The organism is Streptomyces sp. NPDC046915, assembly GCF_040644935.1.
Lineage (GTDB): Bacteria > Actinomycetota > Actinomycetes > Streptomycetales > Streptomycetaceae > Streptomyces.
The window spans coordinates 550807-570320 of record NZ_JBEYXB010000003.1 but is presented as its reverse complement, the minus strand read 5'-3'; the positions used below and the strand labels follow the sequence as shown (position 1 = coordinate 570320).

Genomic DNA, 19514 nt, shown 5'->3' with positions numbered 1-19514 from the left:
CGGTCCCGTAAAGGTCCTGCGAAAGTCTCGCGGCCCAAAGCCCGAGGCAGAGCGGAGGCCGGGGAGGACGCTCACACGTTCCCCGTCACTTCGTCGTGCGACCTCCCTCTCATCCGGCGTCGCGAGCACAACCGCTGCCCTTAGACTCCCTCGCGTGACACGTAGCGGGCCGGTTGGCAAGATGGCCCGAGCGGTCGGCAAGGTGCGGTAACAGGGAGGAAGCGTTTCGTGAGCAGCAGGCCATCCCGAGGCGCTGCTCGCCTCGCAGCCATACTGGACGCGCTGCCCGATGCGTTGGTGCTGGTCAACGCCAATGGGACCGTCGTCAACGCCAACACCATCGCCCTGGAGGCCTTCGAGACTCCGGGGACGGCTCTGGTGGGGCGCGGGCTGCTCGATCTGCTGCCGGAGTTCGACTCCAGGCTCATCCCGGGCTCCATGCGGCGGCCCGACCAGATGGACCCGCACGGCCGGACCAAGCCGACGCGGATGACCGCCCGGCGGACCGACGGGACCGAGTTCCCGGTCGAGGTCACCAGCGCGAATCTGGAGAACGGGCAGCAGGCCTACGACGGTTACGGCTACACCGGCGACGAGCTGCTGATGCTCGTCGTACGCGATCTGTCCGGCACCGTCGACACAGAGGCGGAGCTGGCCCGCTCGCAGCGGCAGACCGAGATGATCCTGCGGGCCGCGGCGGAAGGCGTCGTGGGCACGGACACGGACGGGCGGATCGTGCTCGTCAATCCGGCCGCCGCGCAGATACTGGGCTACCGGGCCAGCGAGCTCGGCGGCAAGGAGCTGCACACCCTCGTACTGCACTCCCGTGTCGACGGCTCGCCCTTCCCGTACGACGAGTCGCCGCTCGCCGACACCCTGCGCTCCGGGCGCAAGCACCGGGTGCGCGGGCAGGTGCTGTGGTCCAAGTCCGGGGACGAGGTGTCGGTCGACCTGACCACCGCGCCCGTGCGCGACGGTGATCAGCTGGTCGGCGCCGTGATGACCTTCACCGACCGGCGGCCCTACGACACGCTCGCCGAGGAGAAGGCGGCCGTGGAGCAGGCGCACGCCGAGGAGCTGGAGAAGCTCTCCGAGGAGCACGCCTCCGACCTGACCGCGCTGCGTCAGGAGCACGTCACCCGGATCGAGGAGCTGGAAGAGCGGCACGCCGAGGAACTGGCGGCCGGCGAGGAGCGGTACGCCGCGCTCGGCGAGCGGGAGAAAGACCGCTACGAAGCCCTGGCCGGGCGGCACGAGCAGCTGCTGACGCTGCTCGCGCGCTCCCTGCGCGGCCCGCTGGACGAGCTGCGCCGGGAACTGGCCGCGCTCGCCGCGGACGACGCCGGGCAGCTGTGGCCCGAGGCCAACCAGGTGCTGCACCACCTCTCCGCCGGCTACTCCCGCATCACCCAGCTGATCGACAACGTCCTCGGCTACCAGCGGCTCGACGCGGGCACGGAGGACGTCACCCGTACGAAGGTGATGCTGGACTCGGTCGTCGCCGCGGGCGTCGAGGGGGCCGTCGAGCTCATCGGGCCGGGCCGGGTGCAGTTCGCCGTGCACGCGCCGCCCATCGAGGCCGAGGTCGACCCCCAGCGGCTCGCGACCGCGCTCGCGCATCTCGTCGCGGATGTCGCCGGCGTCGACGCGACCGGCAACGCGCCCGTCTCTACGGGCGGTTACATGGACAACACGGTCGTCGTGGCCGCCGCGCAGCGCGGTGAGGTCGTACGGATCGAGGTGCGCGGGCCGTACGCCGGGGGAGACCCGGTGCACGAGCCGATCGTCCGCGGGATCGTGCGGGCGCACGGTGGTGTGCTCCAGACGCACGAGGTGCCGGGGATGAGCGGCAGTGCGTATGTGCTGGAGGTGCCGATCGGCGGCGGGGCGGGGGCCGTCCCGGCACCGGAACGGGTGCCGGGTGCCCAGGTGGCCCTGGTGGGCGGTTCGGCCGCCGACGAGGAGGCCGCCGTCGAGCACGGCACCGGTGGCGGACGGCGGCGGGCCCGGCGGGCCTCCACCGACGCCTTCCTGGAGAGCGAGGTCCCGGGCGAGTCCGGTGGTGACGGGGCCGAGGCGCCCGCGCCGACCGGGCGGCGCCGCAGGCGTGCCCTGGAGGAGTCGGCGCAGCCGACGGCCGAGGGCGCGGAGGCCGCGGAGGCCTCCGGCGGCACCGGGCGGCGGCGGGGACGGCCCGCCGAGGTCGCCGGTGACGGGTCCGGTGCCGGTGGTGCTGCTGGTACCGGTGGTGCCGACGGTGACCAGGGGGTCGCCGAGGGGGCCGTCGTCATGGCGGCCGAGCATGCCGTGGGAACCGCGGCCTCGAACACGGGACTCGGCGGGACCGTGCCGCCGCAGGGCGTGCCCGCGCCCGGCGGACGGCGTGCCCGGCGTGACGACGGGGAGCGGCAGGCCTTGCCGCCCGCGCTGCCCGCGGCCGGCGCCCAGCCGGGCTCCGAGGCCGTCCCGGTGGCCGAGGCCGCGCAGCCGACCGGGCGCCGTCGCCGTGCGCTCGCCGCCGCGGCCGAGCGTGCCGCCGCGCAGGAGACGGGCGCCCGTACGGTCTTCGCCCTGCCGCCCGCCGAGGCGGACCGCCCGGCCGCGGGGCCGGACGCGCCGGCGCAGGCCCCGCAGATCCCGGGTCAGGTACAGGTTCCGGGGCAGGTGCAGGTCCCCGGGCAGGTGCAGGCTCCGGCCGTGGAGCAGCCGGAGGCTGCCGGGCAGGCGCCGGGCACGGGCGCGCCGGTGCCGACCGGTATGCCAGTGCCGACCGGTATGCCCGTGCCGACTGGTATGCCCGTGCCGGTCGACGAAGGCCGGCACGACGCTGTCGCGCACGACCCGGCCGAGGACCACACCCCGCCCCAGCCGCATCCCACCAGCGCGCCGACGGGCCGCCGCCGGCGGGCCGTGGTCCCGCAGCAGTCGGCGGAGGCCACCGGCACGCCCGCGCCCGGTGCCGTCGTACCCGCGCAGGGCGCTCCCGGCCAGGGCACGGCTCCGGCGCCGGGAAACTCGGTCCAGATCGCCCCGGGCCAGCCGGTCGCGGTTCCGGGCGGGCTGGGTCAGACGGTCCCGCCGCAGGTCACCCCGGGTGAGCTCCCCGCAGCCGTCCAGGCCGCTCCCGCCCAGGCCCCCGCCGCCGTATCGCTCCCGGCGCAGAACACCGGGCCGCTGCCCGCCGCCCAGCCGCTGCCCGCGGAGGCCGTCCCCGGCCAGGCACCCGCAGGACAGCCGGCAGGCCAGGCACCCGAGACCCCGGCCGCTCCCGCTCCGGCCCCCGCGGCCCAGCCGGCTCCGACTCCTCCACCGACTCCGGCCGCGGACGTCGCCGTACCGCCCAACGGAACGGCCGCCCCCGGCGCCCCCCTCCCCCCGGAGCACGCCGCCGCGCCGGTTCGGGCCGCGCAGCCGTTGCCCGCGGAGGCGGGTGGCGCGCCTGTCGACGTGAACTCGACGCAGGGCCGGGGCTTCAGCGTGCGGACGCTGGGGCAGGGCGTGCCGTTCACCAGGCAGGCACTACAGGTGCAGCAGCCGACGGCCACGCCGCCCCCGCACCAGCCGGGCGGTTCCGGGCGGCGCCGCAAGCTGGGCACGCCGCCCGACCCGGCCGCGCGTCCGGAGCAGGGTGCCCGTCCGCATCCGCCCGCCGAGCAGGCGCCGGGACAGCCGGTCGCGCAGCCCGCCACACCGGCCATCGCACCGGCCGCACAGCCGGTGGCGCAGCCCGTCCCCCAGCCTTCCCTGGCCGGGCAGTCGCGGCTCGCCCAGACCACCGAGGGTGCCGGACGGTCGTACGCCATAGGCGCCCCGGACGAGAACGCCGCCGAGGGGCCCGAGCCGCTGGACGGTCCGGGCGGGGCGATCGAGGTCGCGGACCCCCCGCGCCCGCAGCCGATGGACGACGAGCTGCCGCCGGAGCCGCTGGACAACCCGCGCCGGCTGCTGGTGTGGCCCGCGCCGGACGTCACCACGCAGCAGGCGCTCAGCGACCGCGGTTACCGGCCGGTGATCGTGCACTCGCGCGAGGAGGTCGACGCGCAGATCGCGGCCTTCCCCGCCGCGCTGTTCGTGGATCCGCTGACCGGTCCGATCACCCGGACCGCGCTCCAGTCGCTGCGGCAAGCGGCGGTCGCGGCCGAGGTGCCGGTGCTGGTCACGGCCGGGCTCGGGCAGGCGACGCGCGAGGCGGCGTACGGTGCCGATCCCGCCGTCCTGCTGAAGGCGCTCGCGCCGCGCGACAGCGAGCAGCACCCGCCGCGTGTCCTCCTCATCGAGGAGCACGCGGAGATCGCCCTCGCCCTGACCGCGACGCTGGAGCGGCGTGGGATGCAGGTCGCGCGGGCCGCGAGCGACGCGGACGCGGTGACGCTGGCCGGGCAGCTCAGGCCGAACCTGGTCGTGATGGACCTGATGCAGGTGCACCGCCGCCGGGCCGGGATCGTGGACTGGCTGCGCACGAACGGGCAGCTCAACCGCACCCCGCTGGTCGTCTACACCGCCGCCGTCGACCAGGCCGACCTGCCGCGGCTGGCCTCGGGGGAGACGGTGCTGTTCCTGGCGGAGCGCTCCACCAGCGGCGAGGTGCAGACCCGGATCGTGGACCTGCTGGCCCGCATCGGCACCAACTAGGACCTGTCCGGCCTCTCTGACGAGCCGCCCTGCCTACCGGGCCACCAGCCTGCGGGCCGCCTCCTTGACGGAGGCCCGCAGGCGCTCGCGGTCGCTGTCCTCGGAGCCCGCGAGAATGCGGCGCATCTGCGGGACGACGACCATCCAGTTGGTGAGCGCGGTCAGCAGGATCAGCAGGTCACCGGCCGGGATGGCGTCGGTGACGACTCCCCGGGCCTGGCCGTCCTCGAGCGTGGCGACCTTGCGGGTGTAGTGCTCCTGGCGGGCGGTCTCGTCGGGCAGCTCGGCCGTGCCGTACTCGATGCCCTCCCAGAAGAGCAGGCGCAGCAGTTCGGGGTGGGCCGCATGGTAGTCGAGGAGGCGGTCGACCCAGCCCTCGATGTCGTCGGCGTCGACGGGGACGGCGGCGGCGAGGTCGACCATGCAGGTGCCGAGGACCTGTGAGAACAGCTCCGCCTTGTTGCCGAAGTAGGCGTAGATCAGCTGTTTGTTGGCCTTGGCCTCGGCGGCGATGCGGTCGATGCGGGCCCCGGCGATGCCGTGCCGGGCGAACTCGGCGACCGCCGCCTGGAAGATCCGCGCCCTGGTGGCCTCGGGGTCCCTCACTGGTGCCATGGGGTCAGGGTAGCGCCCGAGGCAACCAACTATTTGGTTGACAAGGAATTCCACGGCGGGGCACGCTGTTCCCACTTCCAACCAACCAGTTAGTTGTGAGAGTCGGCTCTAAGGAGTACCTCCGGTCATGCCGTCAGCGACCACCACCCAAGAGGCACAGGAGATCCGGGTCCCCGCCCGCGAGCAGGCCGCCTCCGGCCGCTTCCTCCTGGTCCTCATCGCCGTCTGCACCGCCGTCACGGCCGCCAACATCTATCTCGCGGCCCCGCTGCTCCCCCTCATCGCCCACGACTTCGGCACGGTCCCCTCGGCCGTGACCTGGATCGCCTCCGTCGCCCAGCTCGGCTACGCGGCCGGGCTGCTCTTCTTCGCCCCGCTCGGCGACCGCGTCGACCGGCGCCCGCTGGTCGCCCTCCTGTCGGTGGCCGCGACGGCCGCGCTGGGGCTCGGCGCGGCGGCCTCCGGCACCACCTCGCTCGCGGTCGCCGTGTTCGCGGCGTCCGCCGCGACCGTCGTCCCGCAGCTGCTCGTCCCGCTGGTCGCCGAGCGCGCCCCCGCCCACCACCGCGCCCGCCATGTCGCCGCCGTCATCGCGGGCCTGTTCACCGGCATCGTCGCGGCCCGGGTCGTCGGCGGCCTGGCCGGGCAGTCCCTCGGCTGGCGGTGGGTGTTCGCCGGTGCGGGCGCGCTGACCCTGGTACTGGGACTCGCCACCGCCCTCGCCCTGCCGAAGGAGCACCGCCGCCGTACCGGTCCGCTGTTCGCCGGCCTGACCGCCCTGCCCGGACTCGTCCGCCGCTCGCCCGACCTGTGGCGGGCGTGCGTCAGGCAGGCCGGGATGTTCGGCGCCTGGAGCGCCCTGTGGACCTCGCTCGCCCTGCTGCTGACCGGCCCGGCGTACGGCCTGTCGACCGCGACCGCCGGTCTGTTCGGCCTCTTCGGCCTCACGGCCAGCGCGGTGGCCCCGCTCGCGGGCGGGCTCGTGGACCGCTTCGGCGCCGCGAAGGTCGTACGGTCGGCCTACGCCCTCGCCGCCGTCTCCGTGCCGCTGTTCTGGCTCGGCGGGCAGGTGCTCACCGCGCTGTTCGTGGCCGCGATCGCCGTCCACGCGGCCCTGGTCGCCTCGCACGTCGCCAACCAGACCCTCGCCCTGACCACCACCTCCGCCCCCGCGACCGCCAACACCGCCTACGTCGTGGCCGGATTCACGGGCGGCGCCCTCGCCTCCGTCCTCGCGGGGGTCGCCTTCGGCCGCTGGGGATGGGACGGTGTCTGCGCGGTGGCCGCGCTCTGGCTGACGCTCGGGTGGCTCACGACGGCCATGCGGAAATGAGTCCAGGACTGTCCGTACACCGCTGGGCCGTAGCGCCGCAGCGTGCCGACAGCGATGCGCCGGGCCGGGCGGTGATCCTCGGCCCGGCGCATCGCTGTCGGCCATTTAATTCATCCAGCGTCCGTGCCAATGAAAATGCTCCGCACAAAGGTGATTCAAGAAAGAGGCGCCTCCGCGAAGTCCTCTTCGCGATCTGCGAAGAGGACTTCGCGGAACCGTGATACCGTATGACCACCGAGGCTGGGGTAGCCGGGTTCGGTGCGGTGCCGTGGGGGCGGACGTCCGCCTTCTGTGGCCTGCCTGCACACAGAAGAGATAGCCGCACCGCCCGACCAGGGGCCTAATCCAAGACGGACGGTGCGGCCCTACCGCCCCTGAGGGGCAGATTGGATGGTTCCCTTGAGAATCATCGACGTCCATCATGCCTGGTCCATGCCCAAGCAGGCCAGGAAGGCGGCGGTCACACTGGTGGTGATCGTCACCGGTGTGGTCCTGGCCGCCCTGGCGGGGCACGGTACGGCCGCGGTGGTCACGGTCGCCCTGGCCGCACTGACCGTGGCGGTGGAGGAGTTGCTCCGCGCGACTTTGAGGTACTGGTTGCGCGTCGTCTGACGACGCGGTTGAGGAAGGACGGGCCGCACTGTGCGAGGAGGTCACACATCCATGGCTCACGACAAGCCCTGGAGTGCCTCCGGGACCACCTGGCTCCCGTTGGGGGACTGCTGCCAGGTCACGGCCGGCCCGTCCGGCTCTCTGCTCGACAACCTGAACGAGGGCCCGAGCGGCGTTCCGGTCATCGCGCCCCCCGATCTCACCGAGCACTTCACGGTGGACACCCGTCGGCTGCGCCGGGTTCCCGAATCCCAGGCCCAGCGGCTCGCGAGATTCGCCCTTCGGGCCGGAGACATCCTCCTCGTGCGGCAGGGCACGCTCGGTCGACTGGCCCTGATTGGGGCCGAGCACATCGGCTGGTTCTACAGTTCGTCGTGCCTGCGCATCCGGCCCGACCGGGAACTCCTCCTTCCCGAGTACCTCGCCGCGTATCTGACACACCCCCCGGTCCAGCGCGAACTCGTCGCCCAAGCCCAGTCCGGAACGGTCCCCTCACTCAACTCCACCATGCTCAACGAGTTCTCCATCGAGGTCCCACCCCTGGCCCGTCAGCACAACATCATCGACGCGCTCGCCGACATCGACGAGCAGATCCAGGTCCAGAGAATGATGCTGGACCGTCTGGTGGCCCTGCGACCTTCGGTCTTCGACCAGCTCACCAGAGGAGAGTGAGGGAGTTGATGGGACGACACCGAGAACCGCTCACCGTCGACCAGCTCGACGACTTCCTGCAGCGAGCCGCGAACCATCCGCGTGGCGATGTGAACTTGCCGGAGATTGCCCAGATCATCGGCCTGCTGCTACTACTCAAACGCGTCTCGGACCAGCCCGGCATCCTGTGCGTCCCCGAGGACGGCCTTTGGGAAAACATGATCGCCCGAAGTTCGGATCGGCCCGGGGAGGCTCTCAACTGGGCGCTTGAATTCCTGGAAGCCCACAACCCGGAGCTGACCGGGCTCTTCAGCACCGTCAACTTCAACGGGCCCACGCCGAGCCGACGCCTTCTCGGCCAATGGGTGGGCCAGATCGGTCAGCTGTCGCTCAGCGATGACGATCTCGAGTTCAGCGACGTGGTGGGCCGGGCCTTCGACCGCTTTCTCGTGCGCACCACTTCCTCCTCGGGCAAGGGTTCCGAGCTCTTCACGCCCCGTGCCGTGTCCCGGTTGATGGCCGAGCTCGTCGACCCTCAGCCGGGGCAGTCGGTCGTCGACCCGCACGCGGGCTCCGGTGGCATGCTGCTGAGTGCTGCCCAGTACGTCACTGAGCACGGCGGGCACCAGACGGACCTGCGCCTTCACGGTCAAGAGAAGAACGGCAGGGCGTGGCTCACCGGAAGGCTCAACCTTCTACTGCACGGCATCATGGACGCATCCGTGTCCCGCTCCGACTCGCTGACCGATCCGCTCGAGAGCCCCGGCTACGGACTCGCCCGCTTCGACCGGGTTCTCACGTCACCGCCGTTCTCGATGAACTACAGCAGGGACGAGGTCAGGCATCCGGAGCGTATGAGGTACGGCTGGGTCCCTGAAGGCGGCAAGAAGGCCGACCTCATGTTCGTTCAGCACGTGCTGTCCGTTCTGCGTCCCAACGGGACCGGAGCCGTGGTGGTGCCGCACGGTGTGCTGTTCCGCGGCGGCGCCGAGGGCGAGATCCGCCGAGGTCTGGTCGAGGACGACCGGCTCGAAGCCGTGATTGGTATCGGGGCGAACGTCTTCTATAACACGGGCATCCCCGCGTGCATCCTCGTCCTGAAGGGCGACCGGAGCCACGCCACGGACAGGCGCGGCACCGTTCTTTTCATCAACGCGGAGCGCGAGGTGACTGTGGGGCGGTCCAAGAACAGGCTCGACGCCCAGCACGTCGCCAAGATCGTGGACGCATTCCTCGGCCGGAGCGACGTCCCCGGTTTCGCGCGCGTCGTCTCCCTTGAGGAGATCAGGGACAACGACTTCAACCTGAACATCCCCCGGTACGTCGACACAGGAACTCCCCCCGAGCCCCTGCTGGACATCAGCGCGGCGCTCACCGGTGGCGTTCCCTGGCGGGAGATAGAGCGTGAGACCGACTTGTTCCACGCCTTCGGCATCCATGTCGACAGTCTCTTCCTGCCCGATCCCGTCCGGCCCGGCTACTACCGATTTCCCTCTGCCGGCTACGAGGCGGCTGCGGCCCGTATTCCGGAACTGGCGGCCGCCCGGGAGCGGGACTTCCTCAGCGGGGTCGAGCGTTGGTGGACCGGCCAGCACGAGATCGTCAGCGACCTGTTTCGCGAGGATGTGGCACTCGCGGACGTACGCGACCAGCTCGAAGCGTCCCTCAGCGAAGAGCTGCTCCGCATGGGAATCCTGGACAGATACCAACTGCTCGGCTCCCTGGCCTCATGGTGGTCGGAGCACGAGGACGACTTTCGAGCGCTCGTGTTGTACGGCTTCTCCGGAGTGATTCGCCGCTGGCGTTCACCTCTGAAGGACCGGACAGGCGCGCCGAGCCGGCCGAAATCGCTTCGAGTAGGAGAAGAGGCGGACTACGTGCTTGCCCTGCTCGGCAGAAGCCTTTACGTACGCATCGAACATCTCGTCACGAGTGAGCGCCAGAAGTTGGTCGACACGTATCTGCGGTGGGGTGAGCGGTACGCGACCTCGATGGCGGATCTGGAAGACCGGTACCGGACCGCGGCGAACCGATTGCGGGACCGTATGGCCGCCCTCGGCTACTACTGACCAGGCACAGCGGACAGATCCCCTGGTCGCACGGCGGCACCCGAGAGCCACACGCCGGGTGCGGAGCATCGGCGCACCCGGCGTGTTCAGGTGCGCTCAGATGCTGGACGTCCAGAAGCTCACTCTCCACGTACTGACCGCGCAGCACCTTCTTCAAGAACCTCCACTTACCACCATAGTTGTGGGATAGCCTCTGTTCTGCGATCAGCGCAGGTCAGGCTGGGGAGCCTGCCATATGTGCGACGCCCGAAGGGGCGGGGAGGGGGCACGGTGGTTGTGCGGCTCGGCGGGTACGCCCGCATCAGCCTCGACAAGGACGGCGAGGAGCTGGGCATCGAGCGCCAGCGCCACGACTACCGACAGGTTGCCGGGGTGCGCCCAGGCTGGGAGGTAGCACGCGACTACATCGACAACGACGTGAGCGCCTTCAAGCGGAACGTGGTCCGCCCCGAGTTCGAGCGGCTGTTGGGGGATCTGCAGACGGGCGTCATGGACGGCGTGATCGCATATGACCTTGACCGTCTTGCCCGCCAGCCTCGCGACCTTGAACGGCTCATCGACGTGTTCGAGGACCGGCCGAAGCTGGTCTTCTGCACGGTCACGAACGACATTGACCTGTCAACGTCAGACGGCCGGACGATGGCTCGAGTCATGGTGGCGTTCGCCAGCAAGGCCAGCGCTGACGCGGGTAGGCGCGTGGCCCGGAAGCATCGCGAACTTGCGGACGCCGGGAAGAACGGCGGAGGTTTCCCGCCGTTCGGCTGGAAGGCCGATCGGGTCACCGTTGATCCGGAACAGGCACAGCTGATTACGAAGGCGCATGACGCACTGCTGGCCGGTACTCGACTTTCAACGATCACGACCGAGTGGCAGGAAAAAGGGATCCGCACTTCACGGAACACCGGAAAGCCGATCACGCGCGTCGCCCTAAAGGGCATTATCATGAATCCGCGCGTGGCTGGATTCCGCGCGGTGAAAGGAAAGAAGCACATCGGTCCGGACGGCAAGGCGGTCATGGGCGCTTGGGAGCCGATCTGCACACCCAATAAGCTTGACGCCGTTGTGGCTGTTCTTGAGGGCGTCAAGTCGCAATACCGGGCGAACAACCTGAGCAACAACCACAAGTATTTGCTCAGCGGGATCCTCCGTTGCTCCGAATGCGGCACGCGCATGATTGCGAACATGCGCTCTTCTTGGAAGGAAGGCAGCAGGGGAAGTCGATTCATGTACCGTTGCCCGGCCGCTAAGGATGGTGGTTGTGGAAAGGTTTCTCGCGCTGGTGAGCCACTAGACGAGTACATTTTGAACCTGATCCATGAGGCTGAGGCCAGATCGAAGGCTTCTGCTGCTGAACCTGCGGAATGGCCCGGCGCTGCGCGCCTGGCCGAAGTCGAGCAGGAGATCAGCGAACTGGTTGCCGCGATGAACGGAAAGAGGATTTCGGCGGCTACAACAATTGCCATGTTGGAGCCTCTTGAACAGGAACGCGCCGAGTTGACCTACGAGCGTAACCGGCACAGCGTCGAGCAAATGAAAATTACAGCCGCGACGGTCGAATTTCCCGAGGAATTCGACCGGCTACCCATCGAGCGTCAGCGTGCTGTCGTCATGAAGCATATGAAGGCCATTGTCGTGCACCCTGCAGGCCGGGGTGCACGCAAGTTCAATCCAGATTTGCTGGACGTCGTCTGGGCCGCCTGAGAGCCCTGCCAAGTCTATTGGAGTTTCGGACCCCACACCGCCTTCTCTGCGAGTAAGACGCCAGCCGACGGATGGCAACGTGCCGCGTGCCGCTCAGGCGGGGGGGTGCCTCTATGTCTTTGGTCAAGCGAGGCGTGGGGTTCGGGGTTCGTAGAAGGTGCCGTCGCGGAGCATCGCGAACAGCACGTTGATCCGTTGTCGGGCCAGGCGGAGAAGTGCCTGGGTGTGGGTCTTGCCGCGGGCCCGGCATCGGTCGTAGTAGGTGCGGGAGGCGGGATCGTGCAGGGCGGCGAACGCGGAGAGGAACATCGCGCGTTTGAGTTGCCGGTTGCCGCCTCTGGGTGCGTGTTCGCCGTGGATCGAGGTCCCGGAGGACTTCGTGGTCGGGGCGAGGCCGGCGTAGGAGGCCAGGTGGGCGGCGGTGGGGAAGCTGGTGCCGTCGCCGACGGTGACCAGCAAGGTGGCGGCGGTCCTGACCGCGACCCCCGGAATCGAGGTCAGGACCGCGGAAAGAGGGTGAGCCTCCAGCAGCTGTCCGATCTGCGTTTCCAGGGCTCGTCGCTGTTCGTGGACGGCCGCGAGCGAGCGGGCCAGGGACGGGATCACGATGTCGAGGGTGCCGGTGCCCGGGACGACGACGGTCTGCTCGTCGAGCGCGTCGAAGATGTCGTCGATCAACCGCTGGGCCATGCGCGGGGCCTTGGGCCGGATCACTTCAACCAGCCTGCGACGTCCGGCTTTGCGCAGCGAGGCCGGAGATCCGTAGCGTTCCAGCAGCCAGGTCACGGCCGGGTGGTCCAGGCGCGGGCCCAGGACGCGTTCCAGGCTGGGGTGGAACTGGGTGAGCAGGCCGCGTATCCGGTTGGAGGTGCGGGTGGCCTCGGCCGCGAGGTCCTGGTCGAAGCCGACCAGCACGGTCAGTTCGGCGGTGATCTCGTCGGTCAGTTCCAGCGAGCGCAGGGTGTGCGGCATGGTGCGTGCGGCGTCCGCGATCACCGCGGCGTCCTTGGCGTCGGTCTTCGCCTCGCCCGGGTAGAGATCGGCGATCCGCCGCATCGAGAGTCCGGGCAGGTAGGCGACCTTGCAGCCGGCGTCCCGGGCGACGGTCAAGGGCAGGGCCCCGACGGAGGCGGGCTGGTCCACGATCACCAGGACGGCGCCGAACTTGGCGGTCAGCTTGTCGAGGACGGCCCGCAGTTTCGGCTCGCTGTTGGGCAGCTGCTTGTCGAAGACCTTCTTGCCGGCCGGGGTGAGGCCGTGCCCGTGATGGGCGCTTTTGCCGACGTCCAGGCCGAGGAAGACGCCCACGTCGTCGATGTCGTCCAACCCATCCTCCCGAACGGGGTTCGTGCGGTGCTGGCCAGGGCGTTGGCGTCGTATGCGCGCATCCACGTTATGCAGACCTGCCGCCTGCAAGCGGCCAGGCATTGCGCCAGGCCAGGCGGTAGTCGGACCTCTCATCAGCGTCTCCAACGGCGCCTCCCGAGCCCGGTGACACCACCCCCCAGGTCATCCGTTCGACAGGGGGGAACAGTCATGCCGGGCCCGGAGGCCAGCGGCCCTCTTGCAGGACCGCGGAAAACATAACGGGGGCGTCGTTCGAGCCTCGGACAGCCCACACAGCGGCTCTGGATCGAGCATTTCCTTGCGGGCCGGTCGACGCCACACCTGAGATAGGAGAAGCCTCCGGCAGAGGGCGGCGCGCAGAGCCTCCAGCGGTTGCCAGGGGCTCCGTACGCGACTCAGCGAAAGTCAGTTGAGCTTGGTGACGTCGAGCTCCCCCAACCTGTGTGCTTCGCGAATCTTTTTTTTGTCGAACTTGCCCACGCTCGTCTTCGGTACCGACTCGATGACCGTCCAGCGCTCCGGGAGCTGCCACTTGGCGATCTTGGCCTCCTCGGCGAGGAAGACGCGCAGGGACTCGAAGTCGGCGGTGGCGCCCTCCCTGAGGACGACGGTGGCCAGCGGGCGCTCGCCCCACTTGTCGTCGGGGACGGCGACGACGGCGGCCTCGGCGACGTCCGGGTGGGACATCAGGGCGTTCTCCAGGTCGACCGAGGAGATCCACTCGCCGCCGGACTTGATGACGTCCTTGGCGCGGTCGGTGAGGGTGAGGAAGCCGTCGGGGGAGATCGTCCCCACGTCTCCCGTCTTCAGCCAGCCGTCCTCGCTGAACTTGTCGGCGGGGCGCAGTGGTTCGGCGTCGGGGCCGTTGTAGTAGGCGCCGGCGATCCACGGGCCGCGCACCTCCAGCTCGCCGGCCGACTCGCCGTCCCAGGGGAGGCGCTCGCCGCCGGGGCCGGTGAGCCGTGCCTCGACCGCGGCCGGGAAGCGGCCCTGGGTGAGGCGGTAGGCGAACTCCTCGTCCGTACCGACCGCGTGGGCCGGCGGGCGGGCGATGGTGCCCAGGGGGGAGGTCTCCGTCATGCCCCAGGCGTGGCAGACCCGCATGCCGAGATTGTCGAAGGCCGTCATGAGGGAGGGCGGACAGGCGGCGCCGCCGATGGTGACCTGGGTGAGGGAGGAGACGTCCCGGGGCTTGGCGGTCAGCTCGGCGAGCAGGCCCTGCCAGATGGTGGGGACGGCGGCGGCGTGCGTCGGCCTCTCGCTCTCGATCATCTCGGCCAGCGGGGCGGGCTGAAGGAAGCGGTCCGGCATCAGCATGTTGACGCCGGTCATGAAGGTGGCGTGCGGCAGGCCCCAGGCGTTGACGTGGAACTGGGGGACCACGACCAGCGAGGTGTCCTGGTCGGTCAGGCCCATCGACTGGGTCATGTTGACCTGCATGGAGTGCAGGTAGATCGAACGGTGGCTGTACACCACGCCCTTGGGGTCGCCGGTGGTGCCGGAGGTGTAGCACATGGCGGCGGCCTGGCGTTCGTCGATCTCCGGCCAGTCGAACGTCTTCGGCTTGTCCGCGATCAGCTCCTCGTACTCGTGCACCCGCGCGGTGGCACCGGCGAGCGGGGAGCGGTCGCCGGGTCCGGAGACGACGATGTGCTCGACCGTGGTCAGCCTGGGCAGCAGCGGGGCGAGCAGCGGGATCAGCGAACCGTTGACGATGATCACCCGGTCGGCGGCGTGGTTGACGATCCAGGCCAGCTGGTCGGCGGGCAGGCGGAGGTTGAGCGTGTGCAGTACCGCGCCCATGGAGGGGATCGCGAAGTACGCCTCGACATGCTCGGCGTTGTTCCACATCAACGTCGCGACCCGGTCGTCGCCCCGCACGCCGAGGTCGTCGCGGAGGGCGTTCGCCAGCTGGACCGCGCGGATCCCCGCCTCGGCGAAGCTGCGTCGCTGCGGCTCACCCTCCCCGGTCCATGTGGTGATCTGGGACCGTCCGTGCACCAGCACACCGTGCACAAGGATGCGGGTGACGGTCAGCGGTACGTCCTGCATGGTGCTCAGCACGGCGTCCTCCCGAGGCGGCATTGCCTACGCGGTAGTAAGGGTTGCGCTGATTCTGCGCACATACCGCGCGGTATGTCACTAGGGGAAGGAAAACTCGCGTGCTTCGCGGGCCTATCTCACCAGGCCGAGCTCGGGATCCTCGCGCAACTTGCCGAGCGCCCGCGACACCGCCGACTTCACCGTGCCGACGGACACCCCGAGCACCTCGGCCGTCTGCGCCTCGCTCAGGTCCTCGTAGTACCTGAGGACGACCATCGCCCGCTGCCGGGCGGGCAGCTTGCCTATCGCCCGCCACATCGCGTCGTGCAGCGCCTGCCGCTCGGCCGGGTCGTTCCCGTCGAGCACCGGCTCCGGCTCGGGCAGCTCGTCGCACACGAACTCGTCGACCTTGCGCTTGCGCCACTGGGACGTGCGCGTGTTCAGCAGCGCCCGGCGGACATAGCCGTCCAGCGCGCGGTGGTCCTCGATCCGTTCCCAGGCCACGTACGTCTTCGTCAGCGCGGTCTGCAACAGGTCCTCGGCGTCGCTCGGGTTCGCGGTCAGCGACCGGGCGGTACGCAGCAGCACCGACTGGCGAGCCCTGACGTACGACGAGAACGACGGGTACGGCCGGGTCTGCCTCGCTGGTGCAGCGACGGCCGACGCGCTGGTGCAGACGGGTGTGGTCATGACTCCACGCTATGAGCGACCCCTGTTCCCGCGGATCGGCCCCAGGTCCCGGAGCGAGGTCCGCCTCAGGTTGTAGGGGTGGGGCAGGCTCCACCTCCTGAAGGTGGACGGACGGCCCCCTTGTACTACGGGTTTACCCGTGCGGGCTCATCCGTCCGCCGCGAGGACCAGCCCCGACGTCGGCACCCCCGTACCCGCCGTCACCAGGGCCCGGGCCGCCCCCGGTATTCGGTTGACCGCCGTGCCCCGCAGCTGGCGCACGCCCTCCGCCACCCCGTTCATCCCGTGCAGATACGCCTCCCCCAGCTGGCCGCCGTGGGTGTTCAGCGGCAGCCCCCGCGCGGCCACGAAGTCCGCCGCCTCCCCTCTGCCGCAGAACCCGAACTCCTCCAGCTGCATCAGCACGAAGGGCGTGAAGTGGTCGTAGAGGATCCCCACGTCGATGTCGGCCGGGCACAGCCCCGAGGTACGCCACAACTGGCGGGCCACCACGCCCATCTCCGGCAGGCCGGTCAGGTCGTCGCGGTAGAAGCTGGTCATCTGCTCCTGCGCCCGGCCCGCGCCCTGGGCGGCCGCCGCGATCACGGCGGGCGGGTGCGGCAGGTCGCGGGCCCGCTCCACGGACGTCACCACCAGCGCCTGCCCGCCGTCCGTCTCCTGGCAGCAGTCCAGCAGTCTCAGCGGCTCCACGATCCAGCGCGAGGCGGCATGGTCGGCGAGCGTGATCGGGCGGCCGTGGAAGTACGCCGCCGGGTTGGTCGCCGCGTACCCGCGGTCGACGACGGCCACCTGCCCGAAGACCTCGGGTGCCAGCCCGTAGGTGTGCAGATAGCGCTGCGCCGCCATCGCCACCCAGGAGGCCGGGGTGAGCAGCCCGAAGGGCAGCCCCCAGCCGAGCGCCGCACCCTCCGCCGACGGCTCCCGGTGCCGCACTCCCGAACCGAACCGGCGCCCCGACCGCTCGTTGAAGGCCCGGTAGCAGACCACCACCTCGGCCACCCCGGTGGCGACGGCGAGCGCCGCCTGCTGGACGGTCGCGCAGGCCGCCCCACCGCCGTAGTGGATACGGGAGAAGAAGGACAGCTCACCCATGCCGCAGGCCTGCGCCACGGTGATCTCCGGGCTGGTGTCCATCGTGAACGTGACCATCCCGTCCACATCGCCCGGCGTCAGCCCCGCGTCGTCCAGGGCGGCCCGCACCGCCTCCACCGCCAGCCTGAGTTCGCTGCGCCCCGAGTCCTTGGAGAACTCCGTCGCCCCGATGCCGACGATCGCCGCCCGCCCGCCGAGGGTGTCCCTGGTCCGCCCGCTCATGCCGCACGCTCCGGTGGGACGGTGACCGTCACCGTGCCGGTCACATGGCGTCCGATGCCGTTCTCCCCGACGACACGGACCGTGGCGGTGCTGCCGGCCACCTCCTCGACCGTGCCCGACAGCACCATCGTGTCGCCGGGGTAGTTGGGTGCCCCCAGCCGGATGGCCACCTTGTGGAGCACGGCGGTGGGACCGAAGTGGTCCGTGATGTACCGGCCGACCAGGCCGTTGGTCGTCAGGATGTTCATGAAGACGTCCGGGGAGCCCCTGTGCCGCGCCAGCTCGGGATCGTGGTGCACGTCCTGGTAGTCCCGCGACGCGATCGCACCCGCCACGATCAGCGTGCGCGTGATCGGGATCTCCAGCGGGGGCAGCTGCGCGCCGGCCTTCACCTCCGTCATGTCCCACTCCCCGTCCCACTCACCCTCTCGCTCCCCGTCCCACTCGCCCTCTCGCTCCCCGCCTCACTCCCCACTCGCGATCAACTCCCCCAGTTCCTGAAGCACTTCGCCGCCGCATCCCAGATACGCGTCCAGCTGCCGCCCCCACAGGAAGTGCCGGTGGACCGGGTGGCCGAGGTCGGCTCCCGCGCCGCCGTGCAGGTGCTGGCCCGTGTGCACGACCCGCTGCCCCGCCTCGGACGCCCACCAGGCGGCCGTCAGCGCGTGCGTGGCGTACGGCAGTCCGGCGTCCCGCCGCCAGGCCGCCTCGTACGCGGTCACCCGTATCGCCTCGGTGTCCATGTGCGCGTCGGCGGCCTTCAGCTGAACGGCCTGCCGGGTGGCCAGCGGCCTGCCGAACTGCTCGCGGGTGTTCACATGCGCCACGGTCCGGGCGAGGGAGCCCGCGCACACGCCCGCCTGGAGTCCGGCGAAGGCGGTACGGGCGGTGGCCAGGACATCCGCGCAGGCCTCCGCCGCGCCGAGCCGCTCGGCTCGGGCCCCGTCGAGCGTGAGCCGCCCGGCCGCCCAGGGCGCGGTCAGCTCGACCGGTGTGACGTCGGCGCCCTCCACGAGCGGCACCAGCCACAGCCGGTGGTCGCCGTCGGCGAGGAGGACGTGCGTGGCGTCCCGGAGCCAGGGGACGACGGGGACGGTTCCGGTCAGCTCCGCCCGGCCGGTCGCCCCGCCGCGCGCGACGACCCGTACACCCGCCTGTGCCGGAAGCGCCCCGCTCACCACCGCCGATCCGTCCCGGATGCCCGGCAGCAGCCGCTCCCGCTGCTCCGGGGTGCCGTGGGCGGTGACCGCCAGCAGTCCGTACACGCAGGTGGCGGCGTACGGCACCTGGGCCGTGGTGCGTCCCTGTTCCTCCAGGAGCAGCACCAGTCCGAGCAGGCCCAGTTCCTCCACGGCGCCGACCAGTCCCGCGCCGCACAGGGCCTTCCACAGCTCGGGGTCGCTGCCGGTGCCGGCGGCCGCCAGCCGCTCGTGCGTGGCCAGGTCGCCGAAGATCCGCGCGGCCAGCTCACGGGCCCCGGCCTGCTCCTCGGTGGGCGTGAAGTCCATGTCAGGCCTCGCTCTCGAAGACCCGGAACACCGGCAGGACCTGCGCGCCCTCGTCGGTCTCGTCGCCCTCGTCGCCCTCGTCGCCCTCGTCGGCCGCGGCGGTCTCGTACCGCCGGAACTCGACCCGGACCGGCAGCCCGATGCGCACCTTGTCGTACGGCACCCCGACCACGTTGCTCACCATCCGCACGCCTTCCGCCAGTTCGACGAGGCCGACCGCGTAGGGGCCTCCCGCGTCGGCGGCGTGATCGGATTCCGCGAACGCCGGGAAGGGCGGGTGGTGCATCACGACGTAGGAGTAGACCGTTCCCTCGCCACCGGCCTCCACCGTGTCCCAGTCCAGGCAGCCGCAGGCGTTGCAACCCGGCAGCCAGGGGTGGCGCAGGGTGCCGCAGCCCGTGCAGCGCTGGATGAGCAGCCGGTGCTCGGCGACGCCCTCCCAGAAGCCGGCGTTGTCGCGGTTGACCACCGGGCGGGGGCGGCGGGCCCGGGACTTCCCGGGGGCCCTACGCCGGGCCGGGGCGTACTTGAGGATGCGGAAGCGGTGCGTGCCCGCGAGGTCGCCGGCCACGCGCACGTCCGTGCGGGTCGTGACGAAGTACCCCGTGCCGAGCTTCGTCTTCTTCCGCTCCGACACCGACTCGATCACCGTGTCGAAGGTGACCTCGTCCCCCGGCCGCAGGGGCCGCAGGTACTCCTGCTCGCAGTCGGTGGCGACCACCGAGGTGCAGCCCGCCTCGTCCAGCAGGCCGAGCAGTTCGTCGTAGGCGTCCGTGCGTCCCTCGTGGCCGGAGAGGCCGCCCATGATCCAGGCCTGGAGCATGGTGGGCGGTGCGAGGGCGTCCGGCCCGGTGTACGCCGGGTTGGTGTCGCCCATCGCCTCGCACCAGTGCCGGATCATCGGCTGGTTGACCGGGTCCTTGCCGGCCCCGGCCACGGAGGCCGCCCGCCCCTCGTACGCCTTGAGCCGCGCCGCGTATGCCTCGGGCCCCGTCACCG

General features: G+C 70.8%; 14 protein-coding genes. 6 read left to right on the top strand and 8 right to left on the bottom strand.

Features of this window, described 5'->3' with window-relative positions:
- Window positions 1–228 precede the first annotated feature (228 nt).
- Window positions 229–4632 carry a PAS domain-containing protein gene (locus tag ABZ915_RS10770; protein WP_361799133.1) on the top strand — a complete coding sequence of 1468 codons (4404 nt, stop codon included), beginning with the start codon at window positions 229–231 and terminating at the stop codon, window positions 4630–4632.
- Between the two features lie 33 nt (window positions 4633–4665).
- On the opposite strand, the gene ABZ915_RS10765 is transcribed toward ABZ915_RS10770, so the two are convergent.
- Window positions 4666–5247, bottom strand: a complete 582-nt coding sequence (locus ABZ915_RS10765) for a TetR family transcriptional regulator (RefSeq protein WP_361799130.1) — start codon at window positions 5245–5247, stop codon at window positions 4666–4668.
- Between the two features lie 127 nt (window positions 5248–5374).
- Here ABZ915_RS10765 and ABZ915_RS10760 point away from each other — a divergent pair, with 127 nt between their 5' ends.
- The 5 genes from ABZ915_RS10760 to ABZ915_RS10740 all read left to right on the top strand — a co-directional run bounded on the left by ABZ915_RS10760 (window position 5375) and on the right by ABZ915_RS10740 (window position 11613).
- Window positions 5375–6580, top strand: a complete 1206-nt coding sequence (locus ABZ915_RS10760) for an MFS transporter (protein ID WP_361799127.1) — start codon at window positions 5375–5377, stop codon at window positions 6578–6580.
- 390 nt (window positions 6581–6970) lie between these two features.
- The gene (locus tag ABZ915_RS10755) at window positions 6971–7192 is read left to right on the top strand and encodes a hypothetical protein (protein ID WP_361799124.1); all 222 of its coding nucleotides are present in this window, start codon (window positions 6971–6973) and stop codon (window positions 7190–7192) included.
- Window positions 7193–7243: 51 nt separating this feature from the next.
- Window positions 7244–7864: a restriction endonuclease subunit S gene (locus ABZ915_RS10750; protein ID WP_361799121.1), complete on the top strand. Its 621-nt coding sequence runs from the start codon at window positions 7244–7246 to the stop codon at window positions 7862–7864.
- Window positions 7865–7872: 8 nt separating this feature from the next.
- Window positions 7873–9912, top strand: coding sequence for an N-6 DNA methylase (locus ABZ915_RS10745; RefSeq protein WP_361799118.1), 2040 nt, complete (start codon window positions 7873–7875; stop codon window positions 9910–9912).
- A gap of 270 nt (window positions 9913–10182) precedes the next feature.
- On the top strand, window positions 10183–11613 hold the full coding sequence (locus ABZ915_RS10740; protein ID WP_361799115.1) for a recombinase family protein: 1431 nt from the start codon (window positions 10183–10185) through the stop codon (window positions 11611–11613).
- A gap of 123 nt (window positions 11614–11736) precedes the next feature.
- Here ABZ915_RS10740 and ABZ915_RS10735 read toward each other — a convergent pair whose 3' ends face one another.
- From ABZ915_RS10735 to ABZ915_RS10705, 7 genes are all read right to left on the bottom strand, one after another.
- Window positions 11737–12939, bottom strand: coding sequence for an IS110 family transposase (locus ABZ915_RS10735; protein WP_361799112.1), 1203 nt, complete (start codon window positions 12937–12939; stop codon window positions 11737–11739).
- A gap of 426 nt (window positions 12940–13365) precedes the next feature.
- Entirely contained in the window at window positions 13366–15045 is a 1680-nt protein-coding gene (locus ABZ915_RS10730; RefSeq protein WP_361799109.1) for a long-chain fatty acid--CoA ligase, read from the bottom strand.
- A gap of 90 nt (window positions 15046–15135) precedes the next feature.
- Complete coding sequence (locus ABZ915_RS10725) at window positions 15136–15693, bottom strand: SigE family RNA polymerase sigma factor (protein WP_361799106.1); 558 nt, start codon at window positions 15691–15693, stop codon at window positions 15136–15138.
- A 147-nt stretch (window positions 15694–15840) separates the two neighbouring features.
- Window positions 15841–17007, bottom strand: coding sequence for a lipid-transfer protein (locus ABZ915_RS10720; protein WP_361799103.1), 1167 nt, complete (start codon window positions 17005–17007; stop codon window positions 15841–15843).
- Window positions 17004–17399, bottom strand: coding sequence for a MaoC/PaaZ C-terminal domain-containing protein (locus ABZ915_RS10715; protein WP_361799513.1), 396 nt, complete (start codon window positions 17397–17399; stop codon window positions 17004–17006). Before ABZ915_RS10715 ends, ABZ915_RS10720 begins: the two co-directional genes overlap by 4 nt.
- 72 nt (window positions 17400–17471) lie before the next feature.
- Window positions 17472–18515, bottom strand: a complete 1044-nt coding sequence (locus ABZ915_RS10710; RefSeq protein WP_361799100.1) for an acyl-CoA dehydrogenase family protein — start codon at window positions 18513–18515, stop codon at window positions 17472–17474.
- A 1-nt stretch (window position 18516) separates the two neighbouring features.
- The gene (locus ABZ915_RS10705) at window positions 18517–19512 is read right to left on the bottom strand and encodes an OB-fold domain-containing protein (RefSeq protein ID WP_361799510.1); all 996 of its coding nucleotides are present in this window, start codon (window positions 19510–19512) and stop codon (window positions 18517–18519) included.
- Window positions 19513–19514: the final 2 nt, after the last annotated feature.

Bases quoted from the DNA above. Each gene is read 5' to 3' on its own strand.
- ABZ915_RS10755 (WP_361799124.1), top strand. From the start codon at position 6,971: ATGGTTCCCTTGAGAATCATCGACGTCCATCATGCCTGGTCCATGCCC.
- ABZ915_RS10720 (WP_361799103.1), bottom strand. From the start codon at position 17,007: ATGAGCGGGCGGACCAGGGACACCCTCGGCGGGCGGGCGGCGATCGTC.
- ABZ915_RS10760 (WP_361799127.1), top strand. From the start codon at position 5,375: ATGCCGTCAGCGACCACCACCCAAGAGGCACAGGAGATCCGGGTCCCC.
- ABZ915_RS10710 (WP_361799100.1), bottom strand. From the start codon at position 18,515: ATGGACTTCACGCCCACCGAGGAGCAGGCCGGGGCCCGTGAGCTGGCC.
- ABZ915_RS10730 (WP_361799109.1), bottom strand. From the start codon at position 15,045: ATGCCGCCTCGGGAGGACGCCGTGCTGAGCACCATGCAGGACGTACCG.
- ABZ915_RS10765 (WP_361799130.1), bottom strand. From the start codon at position 5,247: ATGGCACCAGTGAGGGACCCCGAGGCCACCAGGGCGCGGATCTTCCAG.
- ABZ915_RS10745 (WP_361799118.1), top strand. From the start codon at position 7,873: ATGGGACGACACCGAGAACCGCTCACCGTCGACCAGCTCGACGACTTC.
- ABZ915_RS10750 (WP_361799121.1), top strand. From the start codon at position 7,244: ATGGCTCACGACAAGCCCTGGAGTGCCTCCGGGACCACCTGGCTCCCG.
- ABZ915_RS10725 (WP_361799106.1), bottom strand. From the start codon at position 15,693: ATGACCACACCCGTCTGCACCAGCGCGTCGGCCGTCGCTGCACCAGCG.